At 65.6% G+C, this 24,298-nt stretch carries 19 protein-coding genes; 10 read left to right on the top strand and 9 right to left on the bottom strand.

The genetic code is table 11. From position 1 onward, the window contains the following. Positions 1 to 2 precede the first annotated feature (2 nt). On the bottom strand, positions 3 to 3,074 hold the full coding sequence (gene fdnG / locus BAMB_RS17015; RefSeq protein WP_144435014.1) for a formate dehydrogenase-N subunit alpha: 3,072 nt from the start codon (positions 3,072 to 3,074) through the stop codon (positions 3 to 5). Between the two features lie 139 nt (positions 3,075 to 3,213). Between fdnG and BAMB_RS17005 the strand changes: the two genes are divergently transcribed. From BAMB_RS17005 to BAMB_RS16995, 3 genes are all read left to right on the top strand, one after another. Continuing rightward, a complete protein-coding gene (locus BAMB_RS17005; protein WP_011658406.1) occupies positions 3,214 to 4,146 on the top strand; it encodes a YihY/virulence factor BrkB family protein in 933 nt (310 codons plus the stop codon). Between the two features lie 444 nt (positions 4,147 to 4,590). After that, a complete protein-coding gene (locus BAMB_RS17000; RefSeq protein WP_011658405.1) occupies positions 4,591 to 5,748 on the top strand; it encodes a porin in 1,158 nt (385 codons plus the stop codon). A 388-nt stretch (positions 5,749 to 6,136) separates the two neighbouring features. Further along, positions 6,137 to 6,610, top strand: a complete 474-nt coding sequence (locus tag BAMB_RS16995; protein ID WP_011658404.1) for a VOC family protein — start codon at positions 6,137 to 6,139, stop codon at positions 6,608 to 6,610. Between the two features lie 452 nt (positions 6,611 to 7,062). Here the strand turns inward: BAMB_RS16995 and BAMB_RS35905 are convergent, their stop codons facing one another. Continuing rightward, entirely contained in the window at positions 7,063 to 7,458 is a 396-nt protein-coding gene (locus BAMB_RS35905) for a hypothetical protein (protein WP_011658403.1), read from the bottom strand. A 469-nt stretch (positions 7,459 to 7,927) separates the two neighbouring features. Continuing rightward, complete coding sequence (locus BAMB_RS16985) at positions 7,928 to 8,377, bottom strand: HU family DNA-binding protein (protein WP_006754477.1); 450 nt, start codon at positions 8,375 to 8,377, stop codon at positions 7,928 to 7,930. 258 nt (positions 8,378 to 8,635) lie between these two features. Between BAMB_RS16985 and BAMB_RS16980 the strand changes: the two genes are divergently transcribed. Next, on the top strand, positions 8,636 to 9,754 hold the full coding sequence (locus tag BAMB_RS16980; protein ID WP_011658400.1) for an acyltransferase family protein: 1,119 nt from the start codon (positions 8,636 to 8,638) through the stop codon (positions 9,752 to 9,754). A gap of 42 nt (positions 9,755 to 9,796) precedes the next feature. Next, positions 9,797 to 10,219 carry a hypothetical protein gene (locus BAMB_RS35370; RefSeq protein WP_127456256.1) on the top strand — a complete coding sequence of 141 codons (423 nt, stop codon included), beginning with the start codon at positions 9,797 to 9,799 and terminating at the stop codon, positions 10,217 to 10,219. A 22-nt stretch (positions 10,220 to 10,241) separates the two neighbouring features. Here the strand turns inward: BAMB_RS35370 and galU are convergent, their stop codons facing one another. Together galU and BAMB_RS16970 are read right to left on the bottom strand one after the other, a co-directional pair. Next, complete coding sequence (gene galU / locus BAMB_RS16975) at positions 10,242 to 11,129, bottom strand: UTP--glucose-1-phosphate uridylyltransferase GalU (RefSeq protein WP_006754479.1); 888 nt, start codon at positions 11,127 to 11,129, stop codon at positions 10,242 to 10,244. Positions 11,130 to 11,358: 229 nt separating this feature from the next. After that, positions 11,359 to 11,670: a hypothetical protein gene (locus tag BAMB_RS16970; protein ID WP_127456254.1), complete on the bottom strand. Its 312-nt coding sequence runs from the start codon at positions 11,668 to 11,670 to the stop codon at positions 11,359 to 11,361. A gap of 45 nt (positions 11,671 to 11,715) precedes the next feature. On the opposite strand from BAMB_RS16970, the gene BAMB_RS16965 reads away from it, so the two are divergent. Beyond that, on the top strand, positions 11,716 to 12,891 hold the full coding sequence (locus BAMB_RS16965; protein WP_011658398.1) for an acyltransferase family protein: 1,176 nt from the start codon (positions 11,716 to 11,718) through the stop codon (positions 12,889 to 12,891). A 416-nt stretch (positions 12,892 to 13,307) separates the two neighbouring features. On the opposite strand, the gene BAMB_RS16960 is transcribed toward BAMB_RS16965, so the two are convergent. Beyond that, positions 13,308 to 15,776, bottom strand: a complete 2,469-nt coding sequence (locus BAMB_RS16960) for a glycosyltransferase family 4 protein (protein WP_011658397.1) — start codon at positions 15,774 to 15,776, stop codon at positions 13,308 to 13,310. A 116-nt stretch (positions 15,777 to 15,892) separates the two neighbouring features. Between BAMB_RS16960 and BAMB_RS16955 the strand changes: the two genes are divergently transcribed. Continuing rightward, complete coding sequence (locus BAMB_RS16955; protein WP_011658396.1) at positions 15,893 to 16,945, top strand: RNA-guided endonuclease InsQ/TnpB family protein; 1,053 nt, start codon at positions 15,893 to 15,895, stop codon at positions 16,943 to 16,945. Between the two features lie 13 nt (positions 16,946 to 16,958). Here BAMB_RS16955 and BAMB_RS16950 read toward each other — a convergent pair whose 3' ends face one another. The 3 genes from BAMB_RS16950 to BAMB_RS35365 all read right to left on the bottom strand — a co-directional run bounded on the left by BAMB_RS16950 (position 16,959) and on the right by BAMB_RS35365 (position 20,967). Continuing rightward, entirely contained in the window at positions 16,959 to 18,425 is a 1,467-nt protein-coding gene (locus tag BAMB_RS16950; protein WP_011658395.1) for an oligosaccharide flippase family protein, read from the bottom strand. Positions 18,426 to 18,466: 41 nt separating this feature from the next. Beyond that, a complete protein-coding gene (locus BAMB_RS16945) occupies positions 18,467 to 20,659 on the bottom strand; it encodes an NHL repeat-containing protein (RefSeq protein WP_041491423.1) in 2,193 nt (730 codons plus the stop codon). A gap of 104 nt (positions 20,660 to 20,763) precedes the next feature. After that, a complete protein-coding gene (locus BAMB_RS35365; RefSeq protein WP_158380534.1) occupies positions 20,764 to 20,967 on the bottom strand; it encodes a hypothetical protein in 204 nt (67 codons plus the stop codon). 185 nt (positions 20,968 to 21,152) lie between these two features. Here BAMB_RS35365 and BAMB_RS16940 point away from each other — a divergent pair, with 185 nt between their 5' ends. Genes BAMB_RS16940 through BAMB_RS16930 form a run of 3 tightly spaced genes read left to right on the top strand, consistent with a single transcriptional unit; the run spans position 21,153 to position 24,254 of the window. After that, entirely contained in the window at positions 21,153 to 22,217 is a 1,065-nt protein-coding gene (locus tag BAMB_RS16940) for an acyltransferase family protein (protein ID WP_011658393.1), read from the top strand. Positions 22,218 to 22,252: 35 nt separating this feature from the next. Beyond that, entirely contained in the window at positions 22,253 to 23,299 is a 1,047-nt protein-coding gene (gene gmd, locus BAMB_RS16935; RefSeq protein WP_011658392.1) for a GDP-mannose 4,6-dehydratase, read from the top strand. After that, a complete protein-coding gene (locus tag BAMB_RS16930; RefSeq protein ID WP_011658391.1) occupies positions 23,286 to 24,254 on the top strand; it encodes an NAD-dependent epimerase/dehydratase family protein in 969 nt (322 codons plus the stop codon). The genes gmd and BAMB_RS16930 overlap by 14 nt, the downstream gene beginning before the upstream one ends. Positions 24,255 to 24,298 lie beyond the last annotated feature (44 nt).

Genomic DNA, 24,298 nt, shown 5'->3' with positions numbered 1-24,298 from the left:
CCTTACGCCTTTTCGACCTTCACCAGGAACGACTTGAATTCCGGTGTGTACGAGTTGCCGTCGCCTACGGACGGAGTCAGGGTATTGGCGAGATAGCCGGGCTTCGTCAGACCCTTGAAGCCCCAGTGCAACGGGACGCCGACCGTCTGGACCTTCTTGCCCTCGATCGTCAGTGGCTTGATCCGCTTCGTGACGAGTGCGACCGCGACGATGTAGCCTCGCTTGGACGACACCTTCACGCGATCGCCGTGCGCGACGCCGACTTCCTTCGCGAGGTCCTCGCCGATCTCGACGAATTGCTCGGGCTGGATGATCGAGTTCAGCCGCGCATGCTTGGTCCAGTAGTGGAAATGCTCGGTCAGCCGGTACGTCGTCGCGACGTGCGGGAACTCGGACACCTTGCCGAACGACGCGCGGTCACCCGGGAACACGCGGGCGGCCGGATTGTTCAGCGCCTGCGGGTTGTTCGGGTGCAGCGGGTTCGCGGCAAGCGGCGTCTCGAACGGCTCGTAGTGCTCGGGGAACGGACCTTCGTTCATCCCCGCGCGCGCGAAGAAGCGCGCGACGCCTTCCGGATTCATGATGAACGGCCCCATCCCGTTTTCAGGTGGTTCATCCGCCTTGAAGTCCGGTACGTCGGGGCCCTTCCACGCGCTGCCGTTCCAGCCGATCAGCGTGCGGGTCGGATCGAACGGCTTGCCGCTCACGTCGCACGATGCGCGGTTGTACAGGATCCGCCGGTTCGCGGGCCATGCCCACGCCCAGTTCAGCGTCTGGCCGATGCCGGTCGGGTCGGAGTTGTCGCGCCGCCCCATCTGGTTGCCGGCCTGCGTCCATGCACCGCAGAAGATCCAGCAGCCGCTCGCGGTCGTGCCGTCGTCCTTCAGTTGCGCGAACGCCGCGAGTTGCTCGCCCTTCTTCACGAGCGTCTTCGTCGGATCCTTAGGATCCGGCAGATCGGCAAGCGCACGCCCGTTGAACTCCATTGCGAGCTCGGCAGGCGTCGGGCTTTCCGGGTTCGCATACGGCCAGGTCAGGTTCACGATCGGGTCCGGATACTTGCCGCCGTCCTTCTGGTACATCTTGCGCATGCGCAGGAACAGCCCCGACATGATCTCGAGATCGCTCTTCGCCTCGCCTGGCGGCTCCGCGCCCTTCCAGTGCCATTGCAGCACGCGGCTCGAACTCACGAGCGAGCCGTCTTCCTCCGCGAAGCAGGTGGTCGGCAGACGGAACACCTCGGTCTGGATCTTCGACGCGTCGACGTCGTTGTAGTCGCCGTGATGCTTCCAGAACTCGGACGTCTCGGTCGCGAGCGGATCCATGATGACGAGCCACTTCAGCTTCGCGAGCCCGGCGGCCGTCTTCACCTTAGACGGCGCCGCCGCGAGCGGGTTGAAGCCCTGGCAGATGTAGCCGGTCATCTTGCCTTCATTCATCAGCTCGATCGCCTGCAGCAGGTCGTACTGCTTGTCGAGCTTCGGCAGGTAGTCGTAGCCCCAGTTGTTCTCGGCGGTCGCCGCATCGCCCCACCACGACTTCATGAAGCTCACGTGGAAGGCCTTGTAGTTCTTCCAGTAGCTCAGCTGGTTGGGCCGCAGCGGCTGCTGCGTGCGCTTCTTGAGGTAGCCGTCGAAATCCTGTTCGGCCTGCATCGGCAGTGTCATGTAGCCCGGCAGCAGGTTCGACATCAGCCCGAGGTCGGTCAAGCCCTGGATGTTCGAGTGGCCGCGCAGCGCGTTCATCCCGCCGCCGGCGATGCCGATGTTGCCGAGCAGCAGTTGCACCATCGCGCCGGTGCGGATCATCTGGGAGCCGATCGAGTGATGGGTCCAGCCGAGCGCGTACAGCACCGTGCCGGCGCGGCCGGGAACGGCCGTGGTCGCGAGCATCTCGCACACCTTCAGGAATTTCTCCTTCGGCGTGCCGCACGTCTGCTGGACCATGTCCGGCGTATAGCGCGCGTAATGCTGCTTCATCAGGTTGTACACGCAGCGCGGATGCTGCAGCGTCGGGTCGACCTTCACGAAGCCGTCGTCGCCGCGCTCGTAGTCCCAGCTCGATTTGTCCGGATACGCGTGCTTCTCGGCGTCATAGCCGGAATAGATGCCGTCGTTGAACGCGAAATCCTCGCGCACGATGAACGAGAAGTCCGTGTAGTTCTTCACGTACTCATGCTGAATCTTGTCGTTCGTCAGCAGATAGTTGATGACGCCGCCCAGGAAGACGATGTCGGTGCCGGTGCGAATCGGCGCGTAGTAGTCGGCCACCGAGGCCGTACGCGTAAAGCGCGGGTCGACGACGATCAGCCGCGCCTTGCGGTGCGCCTTCGCCTCCGTTACCCACTTGAAACCGCACGGATGGGCCTCGGCTGCATTGCCGCCCATCACGAGAATCACGTCCGCGTTCTTGATGTCGACCCAATGGTTCGTCATCGCTCCACGGCCAAACGTCGGGGCAAGACCTGCCACCGTCGGGCCATGTCAGACACGCGCCTGATTGTCGAATACGAGCATCCCGAGGCTGCGGACAGCCTTGTGCGTCAGGTAACCGACTTCGTTGCTGCCCGCCGACGCGGCCAGCATGCCGGTGGTCAGCCAGCGGTTGACCTTCGCGCCGTCTTCCGCCGTCTCGACGAAGTTCGCGTCGCGATCGGCCTTCATCAGCTTCGCGATCCGGTCGAGCGCATCGCCCCACGAAATGCGCTCCCACTTGTCCGAGCCCGGCGCCCGGTATTCGGGATGCGTCAGGCGGCTCGGGCTGTGGATAAAATCGATCAGGCTCGCACCCTTCGGGCACAGCGTGCCGCGGTTGACGGGATGGTCGGGATCGCCTTCGATATGAATGATGCTCGGCTGCGCGTTCTTCGCGCCGTCACCGAGGCTATACATCAGGATGCCGCAACCCACTGAACAATAAGGACACGTGTTGCGGGTTTCGACGGTGCGCGCCAGCTTGTACTGTCGGACTTCGGCAAGCGCTTCGGTCGGAGAAAAGCCCAGCAGGGCAAGACTCGAACCGGCAAGCGACGTGGCCGTCACCTTCAGGAACTGGCGCCGTGACATTTGTAGCATGATGGTCTCGGCGTCTTTGTGGGGTAAGGAGAAACTGAAAGGATTATAGACATTGAGCGCAACTATGATGCAATCCTCGGATCAATACCGATTTGTCTGATCCACCGATGTCCGGCGATCAGCGCGCAACCGAACCGTCATGAAACGACAGATCACGTCCGAAGCGACCCGCCTCGCGCAACAGCAGGCCAACTGGGCGCTCAACGCATTCAAGCGTTTCTCTTCCCACCGCTGCTCGGCAATGGCCGCGAGCATCGCGTTCTTTTCCGCGTTCTCGCTCGCGCCGACGCTCGTGATGGTGATCGCCGTGGCCGGCTGGTTCTACGGCGACGAGGCCGCGCGCGGCCAGGTGTTCGAGCAGGCCCACCAGTTGATCGGCGACGATGCGGCGGCCAGCATCCAGACGATCGTGCAGAACGCGCATCGCGCGGGCGAGCGCGGCGGCATCGCGACGCTGATCTCGTTCGCGGCGCTCGCGATCGGCGCATCGGCGACCTTCGCATCGCTGAACACGGCGCTGAGCGTGATCTGGCCGAACTCGGAAAACCGCTGGTCGAGCATGCTGGGGCTCGTGCGGGTGCGGCTCATCTCGTTCGGGCTCGTGCTGGGCGTCGCCTTCCTGCTGATCGTGTCGCTCGTGCTCGATACCGTGATCACGTTCATCGGCACATGGCTGCTCGGCGATTCTCCATACGTCGCGATCACCAACGTGCTGCAGCTCGTCGTCGGCGTCGCGGTGCTCGCGGGCGCGTTCGCCGTGCTGATGAAGTTCCTGCCCGACGCGCACGTCGCATGGCACGACGCGGTGATCGGCGGGATCGTCTCCGCGATCCTGTTCTCCGGCGGCAAGAAGCTGTTCGCGCTGTATCTCGCGCGGGCCGGGACGGCCAGTGCATTCGGCGCGGCCGGATCGTTCGCGGTCCTGCTGATGTGGCTGTACTTCTCGGCAGCCGTGCTGCTGCTCGGCGCGGAATTCGCGGCCGCACGCGGTGATGCGCATCGCGGCGCACGCAATGCTGCCGGCGTGCCCGCGCCGATGGATCCCACCGCGGATCGCACACGCGACGACTGATTCTCCACGCCTTGCCTCGCAGGCGGCGGCGCGCCTCGCGCGCGCTGCCGGGTGTCCCATCGACTCCCTACGCGACCGCGTTCGTTTTCGCAATCACCAGGCCCTGCCGCGCGTTCATGCGTGTTGATGCGATTTTTGCATCGGCCCGGTTTGGCCGCTGCAACGGCAAACGTTTGCTCGCCTCGATTTCTGCGTGCCACCCCACGAAATTCGCCCTTCCGCTGCCGAGCGCATCGCCCACTGCAACAATCGCGCCGCAACAAATGTCAACTGTTTCAAAAAGAGGAACGGTCGTTGATGTGCTTGATATATATAGACTTTTTCACGCTGTTACCTTTTCGAGACACTTTATTTTTTAAGCTTTCTTGCATGGTTGGCACTGAGCTATTCTCCAATCCGCAACAAATAACGAATGACGAATCATTTGCGTGGAGATACTCAACGATGAAGAAACTCGCTCTCTCGACCCTCTCGCTCGCCCTGCTGGGCGCCGCCGGCGCTGCTCATGCTCAGTCGAGCGTGACGCTGTACGGCGTGATCGACACGTCGATCGCATGGGTTCACGGCAACAACGGTCAAGCCAACAACTCGTGGCAAATGCTGTCGGGCAACCTGCAAGGCAGCCGTTGGGGCCTGAAAGGCGCTGAAGACCTCGGCGGCGGCCTGAAGGCGATCTTCCAGTTGGAAAACGGTTTTGATCCGGGCACGGGCCACCTGAACCAGGGCAGTCGCATGTTCGGTCGTCAGGCGTTCGTCGGCCTCCAGAGCGACCAGTACGGTACGCTGACGCTCGGCCGCCAGTACGACCCGCTGGTCGACCTGGTCCAGGCAGTGACGGCTGACAACTACTTCGGCAGCGTGATGGCAACGCCGGGCGACGTCGACAACAACGACAACTCGCTGCGCGTCAGCAACGCAATCAAGTACACGTCGCCGGTCTGGGGCGGCTTCCAGGTCGAAGGCATGTACGCCCTCGGCGGCGTTGCAGGCAAGACGGGTTCGGGCCAGACGTGGTCGGTCGCGGCTGCCTACAACAACGGCCCGGTCGGCGTTGCAGCAGGCTACTTCTACGCAGCCAACCCGTCGCCGACGACGGCTGTCGGCCGCGCAGGCTGGGGTTCGACGACGTCCGACGCGATCTTCGACGGCCCGATCAACTCGGGTTACGCAACGGCGAAGTCGATCGCCATCGCGCAAGTCGCAGGTCAGTACGCACTGGGCCCGGTGACGTTCGGCCTCGGCTACAGCAACGCACAGTACAAGCCGGATGCATTCTCGGGCTTCGGTTCGACCGAAAAGTACAACACGGGCCGCGCGTTCGTGACGTACCAGGTCACGCCGCCGCTGCTGCTGGGCCTCGGCTACTCGTACACGCGAGCCAGCGGCGACACGAAGGCGAAGTACCACCAAGTCGGTGTCGGCGCGGACTACTCGCTGTCGAAGCGCACGGACATCTACCTGGTTGGCGCATACCAGCACGCGAGCGGTACGCAGCTCGTCGACGGCGTGCAGCAAAGCGCGCAAGCGTCGATCGCTTCGTACGGTTTCGCCGGCAAGAGCTCGGCCGAACTCGTCGCGCTCGGCATTCGTCACAAGTTCTAAGAAGTACGTTTCCGGTGTGCATGGCGTCTTCGACGCCATGCCGCCGAACTGCAAAACCAGTCATCGGCTTCGGCCCTGGCTGGTTTTTTTTCGTCCGTTGCCGGCGGCGTCGTGACGGGCTGCGACCGCTGCCGGGCCCTCGGATACGGCAACCGGTCGCGAGCGGCACCTGGAGCCCCTGTCGCGCGCGGGAAGCCCCCTTTGGATGCATGCCGGACGCCTCGCGCTGTCGACTCGGATGCGCCGCTTTCCCGACTTCCCGATTCCCTGATCCTCCGATGTGAAGCACGTATGCTTCGACATGTCGATTTCGACACGCTTCATTCGTCGTATCGATGACGGCATGCAGATTGGCCGTCCCTCACCGACAGCAGACAGGAGACGCTCCATGACGATTCAGAAGATCACGCCGTTCCTCTGGTACGCGACGGAAGCCGAAGAAGCCGCGGCCTTCTACACGGACATTTTCCCGAACTCGCGCGTCGTGCGCGTCACGGCGGTGCCCGGCACCAGCGGCACCCGGATGGTCGAGTTCGAACTGTTCGGACAGCCGTTCACCGCGATGAGCCACCCGCGCACCGAGACGTTCAATCACGCGATCTCGCTGATGGTCAGTTGCGCCGACCAGGCCGAACTCGACCGGTACTGGAGCGCGCTGCTCGACAACGGCGGCACGGCCGACGGCTGCGGCTGGTTGCGGGATCGCTTCGGCGTGTCATGGCAGATCGTGCCCGACGCGCTGATCCCGATGATGACCGACCGCGACGAGGTCAAGGCGGCACGTGTGGCCGCGGCCATGATGCAGATGACGAAGTTCGACGTCGCCGCGCTGAAGGCCGCGTACGCGGGCACGGCGGGCTGACGAAGGTACGGGTGTCGCGCCGGTGTTCGCGGGGGCGTCGGGGTGTGCTTCGGGGTGTGCTTCGGGGTGTGCTTCGGGGTGTGCTTCGGGGTGTGCTTCGGGGTGTGCTTCGGGGTGTGCGTTCCGGGGTGTGCGTTCGTGGCGTGCGCTCGTGGCGTGCGTTCGTCGCGCGCGTGCGGCGCGCGCAATGATCGCGTCCTGCGACGGATTGCATCGCGCCGCGACGCAATCGCAAGGCCGCGGCCGTGCGCACACCGCTACGTCGACAGCATCGCTTCGATGATCCTCGCGCATAGCGCAAAGGTGGCGACCGGTTCGCATGACGGCGGCTCATCGGCGCCGCCGCCGTGCAGATAGACGTTGCGTGCCGCCGACAGGACCCGGTCGGCGCGCGTCGGGCAAGGGCGCCAGTACCTGCACCGCGGCGAAGTCCTTCGGCGCGATCTTGCCGGTCACGGCGCTTTACTGGATGCGTGCGTGCGCAAGCACGACGCCGTATTCGTCGCCGCGCCAGTCCCGTTCGGCATGCCACTGCACGACGGTGGACAGGACGCGGCGACGAAGTCGTGCGCGGGCACCGGCTCGAACCATGCGGCCGCGCGCGACCCGAGCAGCGCTACGTCGTGCTTCCGGATCTTCGTCAACAGGATCGCGAGATCGCGACCGACGGATGGCGACTCAACGATGCCCGCGCGTAGATCGCGGCGGAGCCACTCATCCAACTGCAGCGCGCGGCGGGCCGGATGACGCCATGACACCACGTCACCGCGCACGACGATCGTCGCTTCCAGCGGGCGCATGTGCGCAGTGCTCCCCGGCAACGCCGACACATCGAGCAAGTCGACCATCAGCGCGCACCACACCGCGACGCTTCGCCCGGCGATGCGGCAATCGTCATCAGCAGGTCGATCTCGCTGCGCGGTTTCACCCGCCGTCGAGCGCCGGGCCCAACAGATGTATCGCCAGCAGTGTCGCGCCGAAATGCCGTTTGAGCGCGGCGCACGCGGCAGCCATCTGGCCGGCAACTCGACGGGAACGATTCGCCGCGTTCATGACGCGAGACTTGCGCGAGGCGCAACGCTGCAAAGCTGTGCGCCGCGCGCACGCATGGACGCATGGACGCACGGAGCGATCCTGCCGTCCGCATGAACGGCCCGCAGCACGGGATACGCACCAATGTCACGCCGCATCCGCACAGCGCGACCTCACCCCGCGCGCGTTGCGCAGCGCAATAAAAATCCCCGCACGCTTTCGCGTACGGGGACCGTCGGACATCGTAACGGTCGCCGACTTGCATTCGGCGGCCGTTACGCGGCATTACGCAGCCGCGTCCTTCAGCTTCTTCAGCGCACGTGCCTTCACGCGCACGCTGGCCGGCTTTGCCGGGAACCAGCGCTCTTCGCCCGTGAACGGATCCTTGCCGAAGCGCTTCTTCTTCGCCGGCACGACTTGTGCCGTGATCTTCAGCAGACCCGGCAGCGTGAACTCGCCTGCGCCCTTCTTGTGAACCGAGCCCAGCACGACGTTCTCGAGTGCGGTGAGCACTGCCTTGACCGCCTTCACTTCGACAGCTGCACGCTCAGCGATGTGCGTTGCGAGCGATGCCTTCGTGAACTTGTCCTTCAGCGGCGTCGGAGCAGCCGGTGCTGCCTTCGCGACAGCCTTCTTGGCCACTACTTTCTTCGCGGGCGCAGCCTTTTTTGCAGCCACTTTCTTGGTGGCCGGTGCGGCAGCCTTCTTGGCCACCTTTTTTGCGGAAGTCGCCATGTTTCTCCTACCAGGTGTGGTCGTTGGATACACGAAGCGTGCAACGCGCGCGCTTCAACGCCGGATTCTACAAGCGCCTCGACGCTTCGTGCAGTACTTTTATGCGTTTTCGCGGGGTTTCCCGCAGGTTTTGTTGCGCGCGACCGACTTCATCGACGCTCGAACAGCGAAAAACAGCTCTACGTATACGCCCGAACGCGAATTACGTTCGATATTTGCACACCTATACTGACCTCGCTCAGTGCCCCGGATGTCTTCATGCGCGAAGTCAGATACGTCAAAGGACTCGACGGCCTGCGAGCCATCGCCGTCATCCTCGTTTTCCTGTCCCACAAGGGCCACGTCCTCGCTGTCGACGTGGGCAAGCTCGGTGTGTGGACGTTTTTCTTCATCAGCGGATTCCTGATCGTCGGCGAACTGCATCGCAACCGTCAGGCGATCGAATGCGGCACGATGGGTCGCCGCCACGCGCTCGCGCTGTTCCTCGCGAAGCGCGCGCTGCGGATCTTTCCCGTCTACTACCTGCTGCTCGCCGCGCTCGCGATCGCGCACGCGCTGTTCTACCAGCGCGGCGTCAATCTCGGGCTCCCGTGGCACGCCGCGTTCCTGTCGAACTACTGGATCGGCGTCGTCAAGGACGGCTGGCCGGGCTCCACGTCGCACTTCTGGAGCCTCGCGGTCGAACAGCAGTTCTATCTGATCGCGCCGCTCACGCTGCTCGCGGTGCCGGCCGCGCGCCACGTCGCGCTCGGCATCGCGGCCGTCGCGCTGTGCGCGCTCGCGCATCTCGCGCTGTACGCGTTCGACGCGTCGCCGGTGCTGATCTACGCGTTTTCCCCGTGGAATTTCGCGCTGATCGCGCTCGGCGGCGTCGGGGCGATGGCGCTTGCCGATCGCGGCCCGACCGTCGTCCGCCGCATTCCGCCCGGCTGGCTCGCAGCCGTCGGCGTCGTGTTCTTCCTCACGCTGCCCGCGTTCACGGCGCTGCCGGACATCGTCTCGGGGCTCGTGGATCTCGGGCTGTCCGTGTCGCTCGGCGCGCTGATGCTGTGGATCGTCACCGAGCCCGACCATCCGGCCGTGGCGCTGCTCGACCGGGCGCCGCTCGTCTATCTCGGCACGATCAGCTATGGCTTCTACCTGTTCCACAACCTGATTCCGACACGTTTCGGCGAGATGCCCGCGCTGTTCGCACACGTGCCGATGCCCGGCATCGTCCGGGAAGCGCTGCCCGAACTGCTGCAGTTCGCGCTCGCCGTGCTGCTTGCCCATCTGTCGTGGCGCTATCTGGAAAGACGTCTGCTCGACTTCAAGAAGCCGATCGCTGCGATGCTGGCCCGCTACTTCGTCGCGCGGCCGAGCACGTCGCCGCGCTGAGCGGAACAGTCGTCCGCGCGCGACGCAAGCGGAAAACATGCGTTGGGGGCCCACGACGCCGGGCACCGAAACGGTGCGGCCGGCGGCCCCGTTCGTCCGTCGGGAACACGCATTTCGTCGGCGGATGAAAGCGCCGCTGCGCTAACGTGGCGCTTCGTCGACATCACCGACCCAGCATCAACGACGGCTATCGCCCGCGCAATCTTCGTCCCTGAAGCCGCGCACAAGCGGCACGTCAGCGCCGGTTTCATCGCCACTGCGTCCGGCAGCCAACGCACTGCGCACCGCGCACGCGAAAACCGGCTCGCGCGTTACGGCACACCGGAATCGCCACGCGCGCCCCGGTTCGATCCCGCCGAATTCGACCGCGCCAACTACGCAGCACCGCACCTCCCCACCTCGCCCACACGCAAAAAAGCCCCGGCGCACAAGGCAGCCGGGGCCAACGGAACAACCACCACCTGAAACAGCGGAGCAGCGTGGCTGCTTATGCGACAGCAGCCAGCGCGGGCAGGCAGGTACGCAGGTACGCCTCGAATTCGCGGCTCACTTCCGGATGCTGGAGCGCGAGCTCGACAGTCGCCTTGAGATAACCGATCTTGCTGCCGCAATCGAAACGCGTGCCGAAGTAGCGATACGCGAGCACCTGTTCGTTGGCGAGCAGCGACTGAACCGCGTCGGTCAGCTGCAGTTCGCCGCCGGCGCCCGGCTTGAGCTTGCGCAGATGATCGAAGATCGTCGGCATGAATACGTAGCGGCCGACCACGCCGAGGTTCGACGGCGCGTCTTCCGGCGCCGGCTTCTCGATGATGCCCGACAGCTTGATGATGTCCTCTTCCCACTCGCGGCCTTCGACGACGCCGTACGAGCGGCTGTCCTCGCGCGGGATCGTCTCGACCCCGATCACCGAGCTGTGATAGTGGTCGAACACGTCGACGAGCTGCTTGAGCACCGGCTGTTCGCCGTGCAGCAGGTCGTCCGCGAGGATCACCGCGAACGGCTCGCCGTGCACGAGCTTTTCCGCGCACAGCACCGCATGGCCGAGGCCGAGCGCTTCCGGCTGGCGCACGTAGAAGCAGTTCACGTGGCTCGGCTTGATGCCGCGCACGAGCTCGAGCAGCTTTTCCTTGCCGCGCGCCTCGAGTTCGGCCTCGATCTCGTAGGACTTGTCGAAGTGATCCTCGATCGCGCGCTTGCTGCGCCCCGTCACGAAGATCATCTCGGTGATACCGGCGTTGATCGCTTCCTCGACCGCGTACTGGATCAGCGGCTTGTCGACGACGGGCAGCATTTCCTTCGGGCTCGCCTTCGTTGCCGGGAGGAACCGCGTGCCGAGACCGGCAACGGGAAACACGGCCCTGGTGACTTTCAACATGTTCGCATCCTGATTGCGTTGACTGCGCCGCGTCGCCCTGCGACCCGGCGCGATTGTTTTCCGAACGGCATATCGAGAATCGACGGTACGGCCAATTCCACTCCGCTCATTTTCGATATGGAACGATTGCCCATGTTTCCGGAATAATAGATAATCCGCTGATTCGGTCGATATTGCCGACCCGATTGCCGAAGCAGAAACAAATTACCGATTTTCCGGATACAAATTCTTACGAATCGAATTCCTCGATAAACGGGACGCCGCCCCGCTCGAGACCGGGGCGAATCGGCTCGTTCTGCAGCGCCTCGCGGTACGCCGACAGCACGGCCATGACCAGCAGTACAGCCGCGCTAGCGATCCAATGCATGTCCATCTTGCCGCTCCTTGCTTCAATCAACTGGAGCTTCAAACTATCAGAAAAAAATCCGCAAATAATTGTAGCGGCTGCCAAACCGCTTTCAGAGGCGGCTAAAACCACTATCTGAAATACCATTATTTCGCGGCCGGATTTTTTTATTGATTCGATCGAATTCTTGCGCATTACGATTGGACCATCCCCTTCATCCGTCGCAAGGACTCGAATCGCATGCAAGCTTCCAGCGGATCGCCTTTGACCGCGCCGCCCGTCGCCGACCACAAGGAACACGTGATCGACGCGATGCGCGGGTTCGCGGCGTTGCTCGTCGCCTATTTCCATTGCCGCCAGGTCGTCTGGGTCGGCATGCAGAGCTTCCATCGCGCTTACGGTCATGCGCTCGACCCGAGCGTGATCGTCGGCTACCTGACCTTCCCGTTCGCGTGGGGATCCGCCGGCGTGCCGATCTTCTTCGTGATCAGCGGCTATTGCATCCACCGCAACGCGGCGCTCAAGCTCGCGGCCAATCCCGCGTACCGGCTCGACGCCCCGAACTTCTGGGCGCGCCGCTTCGCGCGGATCTACCCGGTGCTGCTCGCCGCGCTGCTGTTCACGCTCGCGATGGATGCGGTCAGCCTGCAGATCGCGCCTGTCAGCCACAAGATCCGCGACGTCGGCCTCACCGCGTTCCTCGTGAACCTGTTCTCGCTGCAGGGCGTCGCCGGCTATACGTACGGGTCGAACGGCGCACTGTGGACGCTGTCGCTCGAAGTGCAGTTCTATGCGATCTACCCGCTGCTGTTCGCGTTGCGCCGGCGCATCGGGATGCCGGCCATCGTCGCGACCGTCGCGCTCGTCAACGTCGCGTCGGCATGGCTGCTCGAACGGCACGACCTGCAGTTCTTCACGTCGTACTGGCTGTCCTGGACGATCGGCGCGTGGATCGCCGACGTGCGCGCGCAGCCGGCACACGGGCCGGCTGCGGTGCCGTCGCGGGCGTGGTACCTGGCAGCTGCCGTGCTGCTGGCGGCGGGCTGCGGCGCGTTCCATATCGGCCAGTACGGCGCATTCCAGCTGTGGGCGGCCGGCTTCGCGTGCTTCCTGTACCGCGCGCTCGCGTGCCCGCCGCGCCCGACGCCGCTGCTGCGCGTGCTCGGCTGGTTCGGCGACTTCAGCTATTCGCTGTACCTCATCCACCTGCCGCTGTTCGTGTGCCTCGGCTCGGTGCTGTTCCATTCCGAACTGCAACTGTCGATCTGGCCGTCGTTCGCGTTCATGGCCGCCGCGATTCCGGTCGCCTACGTGTTCTACCGGCTGTTCGAACGCCCGGCGATGATGTGGGCGGCGAGCCTGAAGCCGACGCGCACCGCTCGCGTCGTCGCGCCGGCTCCCGAACGGGCCGTCTGAGCGGCGCCACTCTCGCGCTCCCTGCCCCCGCCCGGCCTCAGGCTGCGCGGGGGCTTTTTCATGGGCGGGACGGGCGCAGAGATCCCTTCACCCGCGCGGTCGCGGCAAGGGTACCCGGTACGCAAGCATCCCAATCGAGCCAGACGGCCGTCAGGGCGGCTGCACTACGGTCGCGTCGCGCAACCCCTCATCAGCTCCACACCATGACCGCACGGCGCCCCTCAGGGCGTTCCGTCAAGCGATCACGGCGCGGGCGACAGCTGCGTTCGGGTGATCCGTGCGCGAACGCCGCATCGGCCCATCGAGACCCCCATCGCCCAACCGCGCGACACGCGCCCAAAAGCAAAGCCCCCATGCAGCACGACACCGCATGAGGGCTCGTTTCCCGACGCATCGCGCGTCGGAGCGCACCGCGCCTACCGCTTCTTCGCCTTCGCGGCCTTCGCGGCCTTCGCCGTATCCGCGAGAATCTTCTCGACCCGCTCCACATAGGTTTCGGTGCCGAACCGGCGCACCGCGGTCGCCCGCCCGCTCGCGACGAGCCGCTCGCGCAGCGCGGTGTCGTGCTTCAGCCGGCCCAGCGCATCGGCCAGCGCGGCCGCGTTGCCCGGCTCGCAGAGCAGCCCGTTTTCCTCGTCCTCGATGATCTCGACGACCCCGCCCGCGCGGGCCGCGACCACCGGCCGCCGCGCGAGCATCCCCTCGACGATCACGCGCCCGAACGGCTCGGGCGTGATCGACGTATGCGCGACCACGTCGACCGCCTTCATGCACGCGGCCACGTCGCGCTGGAACCCGAGGAAGTGGACGCGGTCGCCCATCCCGTGACGCGCGACGATCTCGTGCAGCTGCGCCGCGTATTCGTCCTCGCCGAACAGCGGCGCGCCGACCAGCACCACGTGCATGTCGGGATGGCGTGCGGCGGCCTCCAGCAGCAGATGCTGCCCTTTCCAGTGCGCGAGGCGGCTGAACGAGCCGACCAGCCATGCGTGCTCGGGCAGCCCGAAGCGCGCGCGCAGCGCGGCCTGGCTGGCATGGTCCAGCGCATCGAACGGTTCGGCCGAAATGCCGTTGAACACGACGTCGACGTGCTGCGGCGTGAAGCCCGTCAGCGCGCGGAACGCCTGCGCGGACGCGTCCGAGTTCGCGATCACCCGCGTGACGCCGAACCGCGCGCAGTACTTGATCGCCATCAGCTGCTTGCTGCCGAAATGGTCGCCGCTGACGATGTCGCGCAGGTGCCACACCACCGGCTTGCGCGCGAGCCGCCCGGCCAGCGCCGCGACCACCATCGCGCGCTGCGTGTTCGCGTAGATCACCTCGGCGCGCCGTGCGCGCCGTGCGACGTCGCGCACCAGCCCGGCGAGTCGCTTCAACGCGCCCACCGACACGCCACCCTGCTTGCGCACCCCGGCGAGCGCGCCCTGGTCGAGCACGTCGACGCGCGCGCCGATCTCGTCGAGCGCCGCACGGAACGGGCCGTCGTCGAACAGCAGCACGTCGGCGTTCGCGCGCATGTGCTTCATGATCTCCAGCAGCGACAGCTCCGCGCCGCCGAGCACGCCGCTCTGGTCCAGCACCAGCGTCGCCGGGCCGTGCGCGGCCGGCATCGGCGCGGCGCTGCCGCGCTGCGCGGTCGCGCCGGGCAGCGCGGCCTCCACATAGTCGAGAAAACGCCGGCGGAACGTGTCGGCGGAGAAGCGCTCCGCGTTCGCGCGGCACGCGTGCGGCGTGAAACGCTGCGGCGCGCGCTCGAAATCGTCGACCGCCGCGACGATCGCGTGCGGCGTCTGCTCGTCGAAGAACAGGCCGGTCGGGTTCGCGTGCGAGCGCGGCTCGAGCACGGTTTCGAGCGCCCCGCCCTTGCCGTACGCGATCACGGGCGTGCCGCACGCCTGCGCCTCGACCACCGAAATCCCGAAATCCTCCTCGGCCGCGAACACGAACGCCTTCGCGCGGCGCATCCGGTCGTGCAGCACCGCGAACGGCTGGTAGCCCATGATCTCGACGTTCGGGCCGGCCTTCGCGCGGATCTTCTGCATCTCCGGGCCGTCGCCGATCACGACGAGCTTGCGCTCCGGCGTGCGCGAGAAGGCCTCGACGATCAGGTCGATCTTCTTGTACGGCACCATCCGCGACGCGGTCAGGTAGAAATCGTCCTTCACCTCGTTCAGCGAGAAGCCGTCGACGTCGACCGGCGGGAAGATCACCGCCGCGTCGCGGTGATACACCTTGCGGATGCGTCGCGCGATGAACGCGGAGTTCGCGACGAACCCGTCCACCGCGTTCGCGGTGCGCGTGTCCCAGTTGCGGATGTAATGCAGGATCATCCGCGCGAGCAGCGATTTCGGCCCGTGCGTGAGGTTCGACTGTTCCAGATACTGGTGCTGCAGGTCCCACGCATAGCGGATCGGCGAGTGCACGTAGCTGATGTGCATCTGGTCCGGCCCGGTCAGCACGCCCTTCGCGACCGCATGGCTGCTGGAGATCACGAGGTCGTAGTCCGACACGTCGAGCTGCTCGATCGCGAGCGGCATCAGCGGCAGGTAGCTGCGGTACTTGGTGCGTGCGAACGGCAGTTTCTGGATGAACGAGGTCGTCACCGGCTTGCCGCGCACGAACGCGCGATCGTCGAGAAAATCGACGAGGCTGAACAGGTCCGCGTCGGGAAAGCACGCGACGATCTGTTCGAGCACGCGCTCGGCGCCCGCGTACGTGACGAGCCAGTCGTGGACGATCGCCACGCGTAGCGGACGCGACGCATCGCGTGCGCCCGCCGGCGCGGCCGTTTCGGTCCGGCGCAGCGCGGTGGCGCCGGCTTCGGCCACGGCGGCATCCGCCGTGGCCACGTTCAGGATGGCGTGTTCCGCCAGATCGCGATTCATCAGTCGCTCCATGAAACGCCGCCATTTCCCCCAAGGGGACTTCCTTCGGGGCGGATGACGGGAAGGAAAGGAGTGCTGTTGACAGGCAGCTTCTTCCACGGGTTAGGATCACCGGCATGATTCTTGTCTACCGCTACCGGGTGAAGTCGCTCAACGGACTGCTCAACAAGCAGAGCCGAGCGGTGAACTACGTCTGGAATTTCTGCAATGACACACAGAAGCACGCGCTCAAGTGGCGCAAGAAATGGCCGACGGGATTCGATCTGAACGTGCTGACGACCGGCAGCAGCAAGGAGCTCGGCATCCACTCCGGTACGGTCAACGCTACGTGCGAGCAATACGCGAAGTCGCGCAACCAGCACCGGCGCCCTTACCTGCGCTATCGCGGCAGAAAATCGCTGGGCTGGGTGCCGCTGAAGGGTCGTGACCTGAAGCGCGAGGGCGATGCGTTTCGCTTTGCCGGCAATACCTTTCGCGTATTCAATAGCCGACCGCTTCCCGACGGCAAGATCAAGGACGGAACCAACTTTGCGCAGGACGCACGTGGCAACTGGTTTCTCAACATCGTGATCGAGATGCCCGATGTTCAGGCTCGCCCGATCCGTTCGGGTGTCGGTATCGATCTCGGCCTGAAAGACTTCGCCACACTTTCGACCGGCGAGAAGCTGCCTAATGACCAATTCGGCCGACGCGCGGCCGAGAAGCTCGCGAAAGCGCAACGGGCGCGCAAGCACAAACGCCATATCGCGAAGCTGCACGCCAAGGTGACGAATGCCCGCGCCGATTTCCAGCACAAGCTCGCGCTCGATCTGGTGCGGCGGTTCGATTACATCGCGGTCGGCAACGTATCGGCCGCCAAACTCGCCAGAACCAGGATGGCGAAAAGCGTCTACGACGCAGCCTGGTCGTCCTTCCGAAGCAAGCTCCGTTACAAAGCGATCGCGCACGGAGCCATGTTCGAGCAGGTGGACGAAAGCGGTTCTACCCAGTCCTGTTCGGCGTGCGGGTCGAAAGCCAGCACGACGCGGCCGAAAGGTATCGCGGGACTGCGAATAAGAGAGTGGGCCTGCGATGGCTGTGGTGTCGTGCATGATCGTGATATCAACGCTGCGCTGAACATTCTCCGATGCGGACGTGCATCGCCGGTTGTGGGAATCCGCTGCCTTTAGGCGGTAGAGGACGTCAAATGGTTTTCCTCGCATTGAGACGGACGAACAGGTCGCGCACGAGCGCGCGCAGCCCCGGCGTCATCGTGAGCGACCACGCAAGGTTCAGCAGCAGCACGACCGCGCACAGGCCGATCGACTCGCCGAGCCCCGACCACGCTTGCGCGAGAAACAGGCTCGCGAGCAGGAAGGCGAGATGCGCGAGCATGTCGAGCAAGATCGCGCGCATCCGGATTGCGGACAGATAAAGCAGCACGCCGTAGTCGACCAGCGCGCGGGCGGCAACGACCACCGCCGCGCCGATCAGCCCGAAGTGATGAATGCCGAACCACAGGCCGCCGACGAAGAACGGCATCTCGACGAGCCCGGCGAACGCCGCGCGGGCCGGGTTGACCTGCGACTGGATCAGGATGCGCGTGACGCTCGCCTGGCCGACGAGCCACACGCTGATCACCAGCACGCGGCCGACCGGCGCGGAATGTGCGGCGAGATCGGCGCCGACCCACAGCGTGAGGAACGGCGCGAGTGCGAAGATCGCGACGATGCCGACCGGCGTGAACACGCCGTTCAGGAATTCGAGCGACTGGCGCGCGAGCGTGTCGGCGTGATCGCGGCCGACCGCCGACAGGCGCGGAAACAGCGTGCGCACCAGCGCGTTCGGCAGCATGTTCAGGCGCGTGACGAGGTTCTGCGGCACCGTGTAATAGGTGACGAACTTCGCGCCCATGCCGGCGCCGAGCATCACGCGATCGAGCGTGTCGGCGATCATGCTCGTCGTGCTCGCGATCAGCATCCAGCCGCCGAAGTTGAACAGCCCTTTCGCGGTACCCCATTGCGGCGGGTCGATGCGCCGGATCCCGAGCACCTTGATGCTCGCGTGACCGAGCATCACCGCCGCGACGAGCCGCGCGACGACCGCGGCGGCCAGCACCGTCTGCAGGTTCGGCGCGATCCACCATGCGGCGCCGAGCGGCAGCAGCTGGAACAGGAACGTGCCGATCGTCTGGTTCGTGTTGAACACGCCGAACCGTTCGGCGCCGTTGATCGCGCCGGCGAACACCCACGACACGTTCGCGAGCGGAATCGCGAGCGCGAGCCACGGCAGCGCGAGATACACCTCGTGCTGCATCGCCGCCGACACCTTCGTGAAATACGCGGTGTAGACGAACGCGCCGAAATAGATCAGCAGGCCGCCCACGATGCCGGTGCCGAGGTTCAGCCAGAACGCGCTCCAGAAGACCCGCGCGCTTTCGTCCGCGTTGCCGCTCGCGAGCGCCTTCGAAATGTGGTTCTGCGCGGCCATGCTCATCCCGAGATCGAGGATCCCGAAATAGCCGATCAGCGTCCACACGAGGCTGACGACGCCGTAGCGTTCGACCCCCAGCGCGTGGATATAGGCGGGCACCGTCACCAGCGACACGAAGGTCGGCAGGATCAGCCCGATGAAGTTGATCGAAACGTTCTTGAGTATGCCTTTGTCCATGCTTCTACCTTGTGTGACGGCGACGACGACGGTGCGTCGCGTCACGGTTTCCAGCGATACATCAGCACCTTGCCGCGCGCGTCTTCCTCGACGAACACCAGGTATTCGCCGTTCTCGCGCCGGAACGCACTGATGCCGAACGGCACGTCGACCCAGCCCGACGCCTTGCCGACCTCGGCGCCCGGGCTCATCACGCCGACTTCCTTGCCGGTTTCCTTGTCATACACGTGGATCTTGCCGACCGGCTCCACCGTGAAGATGTAGCGCCCCTCGACGGTGATTCCGATCAGGTCGAGGATCGGCTTCGCATCGAGCTGCCACGGCAGCGCGACCGTGTAGCGCACGACCGGCGAGCCGGTCGACCACTTGTCGAAGCGCACCAGCACGCGGCCGACTTCCTTGTTGATGCCCGGCTGCGGCGGGGCGTCGGCCGTGTAGCCCGTCACGTACAGCGTGTCCGTCTGCGGCTCGTAGATCGAACGGCGCAGCTGCGTGAACGGCTGCGGCATCGGATAGGTCGTGACCTTGTCGTACGAGTAGATCGGGTTGCCGGCCTTGTCGACGCCGCCGTAGCCGAAGCGATGGATACCGCGCACGTCGCTCGTGCGCCAGATGTCGCCCTTCGTGTCGACCCACCAGCCCCAGCCGCCCGCCTTTGCCTTGCCGGTCGTGTTGATCGTGAATTCGTCGGCGTCGAGCCGGCCGTTGCCGTTCGCGTCGCGCCACAGCCAGTCGCCGCCCGGCGGCTTGTTCGGCACCTTGTCGACCGGCCGCGCGCGGCCCGCGATCAGGCCCGACGGAATCGCGACCTCGCCGTCGCGCTTCGCGTCGAAGCGGTAGATCTTCAGGTGGTCGGCATACATGTCGGTCAGGTACAGGAACGTGCGTCCGTCCACGCGCCGCGCGAACGGCATGCCGGGATATTGATCCGTGTGGAACACGGGATCGTCCGGGTACTTGAAGCGGTTCGACAGGAATCCGGCGTATTTCCAGTCCTGGCCCGGCGGCTTCGACAGGTCGAGCTCGAAGCGCTTGTTGCCCGTGTATACGCTGTTCGGCCGGGCGGGATCGATCCACGCGCCGTCGACGAACAGCAGCCCCTGCACCTGCCAGCGCAGCTTGCCGTCCGGCGTGTAGCTCTCGAGCACCGCGCCGAGCCCTGCGCCGATCGTGTCGTGACGCGGCCCGATGCCGTTCATCGACACGTACACGTTGCCCGCGCGATCGACGCCCACGCCCGTCAGCCCGTTGAAGCGCTGCGGCCCCGGGCGTCCCGGCACCGGGCCCGCGAAAATCCCGCCGCGCTCGCCGAGCGTGCCGGACGGCGCATAGCCCTTGCCGCCTTTCGAGAAGATCAGCACCTGCTGGCGCGCACCGTTGTCCGCCACCAGCACGCGCCCTTTCACATCGACCGCCACGTCCACCGCTTCGGTGCCTTCGGGCAGCGCGGGCGCGTCGTCGAGCTTGCGGCCGTCCGCGCGCACGTGCACGAGGCGCGCGGGCCCGCTGATGGTGTCGGTGAGCAGCCACAGCGTGCCGTCGCCGGCCAGCGCGATGCGGCCCGGCTCGTGCGCGCTCCACGTGCCCTTCTTCTGCATCGTCTCGGCGTCGAATACATCGACTTCGTCATGCGACGGGTTCGTCGCGAACAGTGTCTTGTCATCCGCCGCGAGGCCGCCCACTTCGGCCTTCGCCTCGCCCACCTCCGAGCGTGCGGGGGCCGCCACCTCATTCATCACCATGAAGCTCGCGGCCATCCGCGCGCGGCCGGCATCGGCGCGCCCGCCCGGTGCGACCTGCGGCGCCGCGCGAAACGGCGCCGGCTGCTTCATGTCGCCGATCGTGCGCCGCGAAATGCCGAACCACTGCTTGCCCTTGTCCGGCCAGATGCCGGGCGACTGCAGATGGCCGCGCTCGTTGCCGACGCCGATCGCGACGTACGCGTACTTGCCGTTCACCGCGACCGCGTTGCCGCCGAGGTTGCCCCAGCCGTGCGTGCCGCCGGCGAAGCCGAGCATCTTGCCGTCCTGGTAGACGCTCGCCTCGGCGCCGCTCTCGTCCCACGGCGCGTTCGTATACACCTTGCCGTCGGGCGTCACCGCGATCGCGCGGATGTCGATCTGCGTCCAGCTGCCGTCGCCATAGCCGAACGTGTTGCCGATCCACGACGTGGTCGCGGGCAACACGGTTTCAGCCGGGGCGGCGCTCACGGACAGCGCCGCGCATACCGTCATGCCAACCAGAATCAGACGTCGCAATGCGCTCTCCAGACTCGATGCAACAGCAACGGGGCACCACGGCGGACTGCGTGCCCGGATGCCCTGTCACTAAATGGGTTTCAAACGTCGCGATGCAGGTTACAAGCAAAAATAATCACAAGAAATTTGGAAATATTTGGGGATGTTTCCGCGTGAAATATCGCACCGGAACAGCGCGAAATAGCCGCCACAAAGCGGAAATAACGACCGCCTTTCACGCGCCGATCCGTAGAAAATGCCGCTGCGGCCCGCCCGTCGGAGCGCCCGGCCTGCAAACCTTTCATGCCGCGATTGAAACGACCGGTATTTGAAGGTTTTCGGCCGGATAAATGACATGCGTTTTTTTGCCGATTTCTTTTCCCTAGAATCGATTTCGATTCAATATTTCATTCAAACGCATGGATTACGTTCACGCATCGGATGCACGACGCGCCACGGCACCGGCCGCGCGTCGCGAAGGAGCGGCGCGATGACGGGCATCTCGCGCACCGCCGACCTCGCCCCGCCGCAACACGGCCGCATCGTGCAGCTCGACGGGCTGCGCGCGATCGCCGTCGGCGCCGTGTTCCTGCAACACGCGCTGAAGGCGCCGCTGTGGATGGGCGTCGACCTGTTCTTCGTGCTGAGCGGCCTGCTGATCACGGGCATCCTGCTCGATCGCAAGGCGCGCGGGCAGTCTTACTTCAGCCACTTCTACGCGCGCCGCGTGCGCCGGATCCTGCCGCCGTACGTGCTGCTGCTCGTCGTGTCGACGCTGCTGTTCGGCGCGAGCTGGCTGCCGCACTGGCCGTGGTTCGCGTTCTTCTCGACCAACATCGGGCTGTCGCTCGGCAGCATCGGGCACGACAGCCTGAACGTGCTGTGGTCGCTCGCCGTCGAGGAGCAGTTCTACATCTTCTGGCCGTTCGTCGTGCTGTGGTGTTCGGAGCGCGCGCTGCTGTGGATCGCCGCCGCGCTGATCGTCGCGGCGCCCGTGCTGCGCGCGATCGCGACGCCGTGGTTCGATTCGTTCTGGCCGATCTACTACCTGACGCCATTCCGGATGGACCTGCTCGCCGCGGGCGCGCTGCTCGCGATCGTGCTGCGCCGCGACCGGCGCGCGCTGGACCCGTTCTATCCGCTCGCGATCGTCGGCGCGCTCGTGTCGCTCGCGATCCTCGGCTGGCTGCACCTGTCGTTCCCGCGTTTCCGCGCGGCGAACACGCCGATGTCGAACGCCGCGCTCTACAGCATCTCGCTGCTGCTGTGCACGTCGATCGTCGTGATCGCGCTGCGCGGACGCGGCCTCGTGCAGCGCGTACTGACCAACCCGCTGCTCGTGTACGTCGGCACCGTCAGCTACACCGTCTACCTGATTCACCTGAGCGTGCTGTATGCGCTCTGGCCGCTGCACCTGAACCGCTTCGTCACGGCCGCGCTCGCCCTCGCGATCACGCTCGCCTACGCCACCCTCTGCTGGTACGGCTTCGAGCGACGCCTGACACGCGGCCCGGCGCGCAACACGCTGCCCGCCGCCGCGCGCACGACCGCCTGACTTTCTCAATCCATCGTTTCGACCAGGACATTGCCATGAGCCAAAACCGCAAGAAGGCCATCATCACGGGGATCACGGGGCAGGACGGCGCCTATCTGACCAAGCTGCTGCTCGACAAGGGCTACGAGGTCACGGGCACCTACCGCCGCACCAGCTCGGTGAACTTCTGGCGCATCGCCGAACTCGGCGTCGACACGCACCCGAACCTGTCGCTCGTCGAGCACGACCTGACCGATGCCGGCTCGAGCCTGCGGCTGCTCGAACGCACGCAACCCGACGAGCTGTACAACCTGGCCGCGCAGAGCTTCGTCGGCGTGTCGTTCGACCAGCCCGCGACGACCGCCGAAGTCACGGGCATCGGCCCGCTGAACCTGCTCGAGGCGATCCGCGTGGTGAGCCCGAAGACGCGCTTCTACCAGGCGTCGACGTCCGAGATGTTCGGCAAGGTGCAGGCGATCCCGCAGACGGAAACGACCGCGTTCTACCCGCGCAGCCCGTACGGCGTCGCGAAGCTGTACGCGCACTGGATGACCGTGAACTACCGCGAGTCCTACGATCTGTTCGGCTGCAGCGGCATCCTGTTCAACCACGAATCGCCGCTGCGCGGCCGCGAGTTCGTCACGCGCAAGATCACCGACACCGTCGCGAAGATCCAGCTCGGCAAGGCGACCAAGCTCGAGCTCGGCAACCTCGACGCGAAGCGCGACTGGGGCTTCGCGCTCGAGTACGTCGAAGGGATGTGGCGGATGCTGCAGGTCGACGAACCCGACACCTACGTGCTCGCGACCAATCGCACCGAGACCGTGCGCGACTTCGTGCGGATGGCGTTCGCTGCCGCCGGTTACCAGCTCGAATGGACCGGCAAGGGCGAGCAGGAACGCGGCATCGACGCGTCGAACGGCAACGTACTCGTCGAAGTGAACCCGAAGTTCTACCGCCCCGCCGAAGTCGACCTGCTGATCGGCTGCGCGGACAAGGCAAAAAGCAAGCTGGGCTGGGCGCCGGAGACGACGCTCGAGCAGCTCTGCCAGATGATGGTCGAAGCCGATCTGACGCGGAATCGTCACCATGACACGTACTGAAGCCGGCCGCCCGTCGCGCCGTGCGTTCGTCACGGGCCTGACGGGCTTCACCGGCCGTTACATGGCGCAGCGGCTCGAAGCCGCCGGCTACGACGTGTGGGGCACCGTGGCGCCCGGCGCGGCGCGGCCGGACGATCCGGCGTTCGCGAACTGCACGCTGCTGCCGGTCGACCTGCTCGACGCGAACGCGATGCGCGCGGCGGCGGCCGACGCGCGGCCCGATGCGGTCGTGCACCTCGCCGCGCGTGCGCATGTCGCGCAGGACGAGCCGTCGCAAACCTACGCGGTCAACATCGTCGGCACGCGCAACCTGCTGGCCGCGCTCGCGGGCCTCGACCACCGTCCGTCGGCGGTCCTGCTCGCCAGCAGCGCGAACGTCTACGGCAATTCGACGGCCGGCGTGCTCGACGAAGCGACCCCGCCCGCGCCCGCGAACGACTACGCGGTCAGCAAGCTCGCGATGGAATACGCGGCGAAGCTGTGGGCCGACCAGTTGCCGATCGTGATCGCGCGGCCGTTCAACTACACCGGCGTCGGCCAGGACGACGCCTATCTGCTGCCGAAGCTCGTGTCGCACTATGCGCGCAATGCGCCGCGCATCTCGCTCGGCAATCTCGACGTGAGCCGCGATTTCTCCGACGTGCGCGACGTGACGGCCGCCTACCTGAAGCTGCTCGACGCGGCCCCGGCCGGCGAGACGTTCAACGTCTGCTCGGAGCGCGCGTATTCGCTGAAGGAAGTGCTGGCGATGCTGTCACGGATCGCCGGCTACGTGATCGACGTGACGATCGACCCGCGTTTCGTGCGGCACAACGAAGTCAAGCGCCTGAGCGGCTCGCGCGACAAGCTGCGGCGCGCGGTGGGCGAACTGCCCGTGACGCCGCTCGACGACACGCTGCGCTGGATGATGGAAGCGATGCGCGACGTGCCGGGGCAGCCCGCGCAGGCCGGCTGATTCCGGCAACGCGCGCGTCGCCGGACAAAAGACAACGGGCCGCT

The organism is Burkholderia ambifaria AMMD (genome assembly GCF_000203915.1).
Lineage (GTDB): Bacteria > Pseudomonadota > Gammaproteobacteria > Burkholderiales > Burkholderiaceae > Burkholderia > Burkholderia ambifaria.
Note: the sequence above shows the minus strand (reverse complement) of the source record. Positions and strands in the feature narration are given on the sequence as shown.

Coding starts and splice junctions, on each gene's coding strand:
- BAMB_RS17005 (WP_011658406.1), top strand. CDS start 3,214: ATGAAACGACAGATCACGTCCGAAGCGACCCGCCTCGCGCAACAGCAG.
- BAMB_RS17000 (WP_011658405.1), top strand. CDS start 4,591: ATGAAGAAACTCGCTCTCTCGACCCTCTCGCTCGCCCTGCTGGGCGCC.
- BAMB_RS16995 (WP_011658404.1), top strand. CDS start 6,137: ATGACGATTCAGAAGATCACGCCGTTCCTCTGGTACGCGACGGAAGCC.
- BAMB_RS35905 (WP_011658403.1), bottom strand. CDS start 7,458: ATGGTCGACTTGCTCGATGTGTCGGCGTTGCCGGGGAGCACTGCGCAC.
- BAMB_RS16985 (WP_006754477.1), bottom strand. CDS start 8,377: ATGGCGACTTCCGCAAAAAAGGTGGCCAAGAAGGCTGCCGCACCGGCC.
- BAMB_RS16980 (WP_011658400.1), top strand. CDS start 8,636: ATGCGCGAAGTCAGATACGTCAAAGGACTCGACGGCCTGCGAGCCATC.
- galU (WP_006754479.1), bottom strand. CDS start 11,129: ATGTTGAAAGTCACCAGGGCCGTGTTTCCCGTTGCCGGTCTCGGCACG.
- BAMB_RS16970 (WP_127456254.1), bottom strand. CDS start 11,670: ATGCGCAAGAATTCGATCGAATCAATAAAAAAATCCGGCCGCGAAATA.
- BAMB_RS16965 (WP_011658398.1), top strand. CDS start 11,716: ATGCAAGCTTCCAGCGGATCGCCTTTGACCGCGCCGCCCGTCGCCGAC.
- BAMB_RS16960 (WP_011658397.1), bottom strand. CDS start 15,776: ATGAATCGCGATCTGGCGGAACACGCCATCCTGAACGTGGCCACGGCG.
- BAMB_RS16955 (WP_011658396.1), top strand. CDS start 15,893: ATGATTCTTGTCTACCGCTACCGGGTGAAGTCGCTCAACGGACTGCTC.
- BAMB_RS16950 (WP_011658395.1), bottom strand. CDS start 18,425: ATGGACAAAGGCATACTCAAGAACGTTTCGATCAACTTCATCGGGCTG.
- BAMB_RS16945 (WP_041491423.1), bottom strand. CDS start 20,659: ATGACGGTATGCGCGGCGCTGTCCGTGAGCGCCGCCCCGGCTGAAACC.
- BAMB_RS35365 (WP_158380534.1), bottom strand. CDS start 20,967: ATGAAAGGTTTGCAGGCCGGGCGCTCCGACGGGCGGGCCGCAGCGGCA.
- BAMB_RS16940 (WP_011658393.1), top strand. CDS start 21,153: ATGACGGGCATCTCGCGCACCGCCGACCTCGCCCCGCCGCAACACGGC.
- gmd (WP_011658392.1), top strand. CDS start 22,253: ATGAGCCAAAACCGCAAGAAGGCCATCATCACGGGGATCACGGGGCAG.
- BAMB_RS16930 (WP_011658391.1), top strand. CDS start 23,286: ATGACACGTACTGAAGCCGGCCGCCCGTCGCGCCGTGCGTTCGTCACG.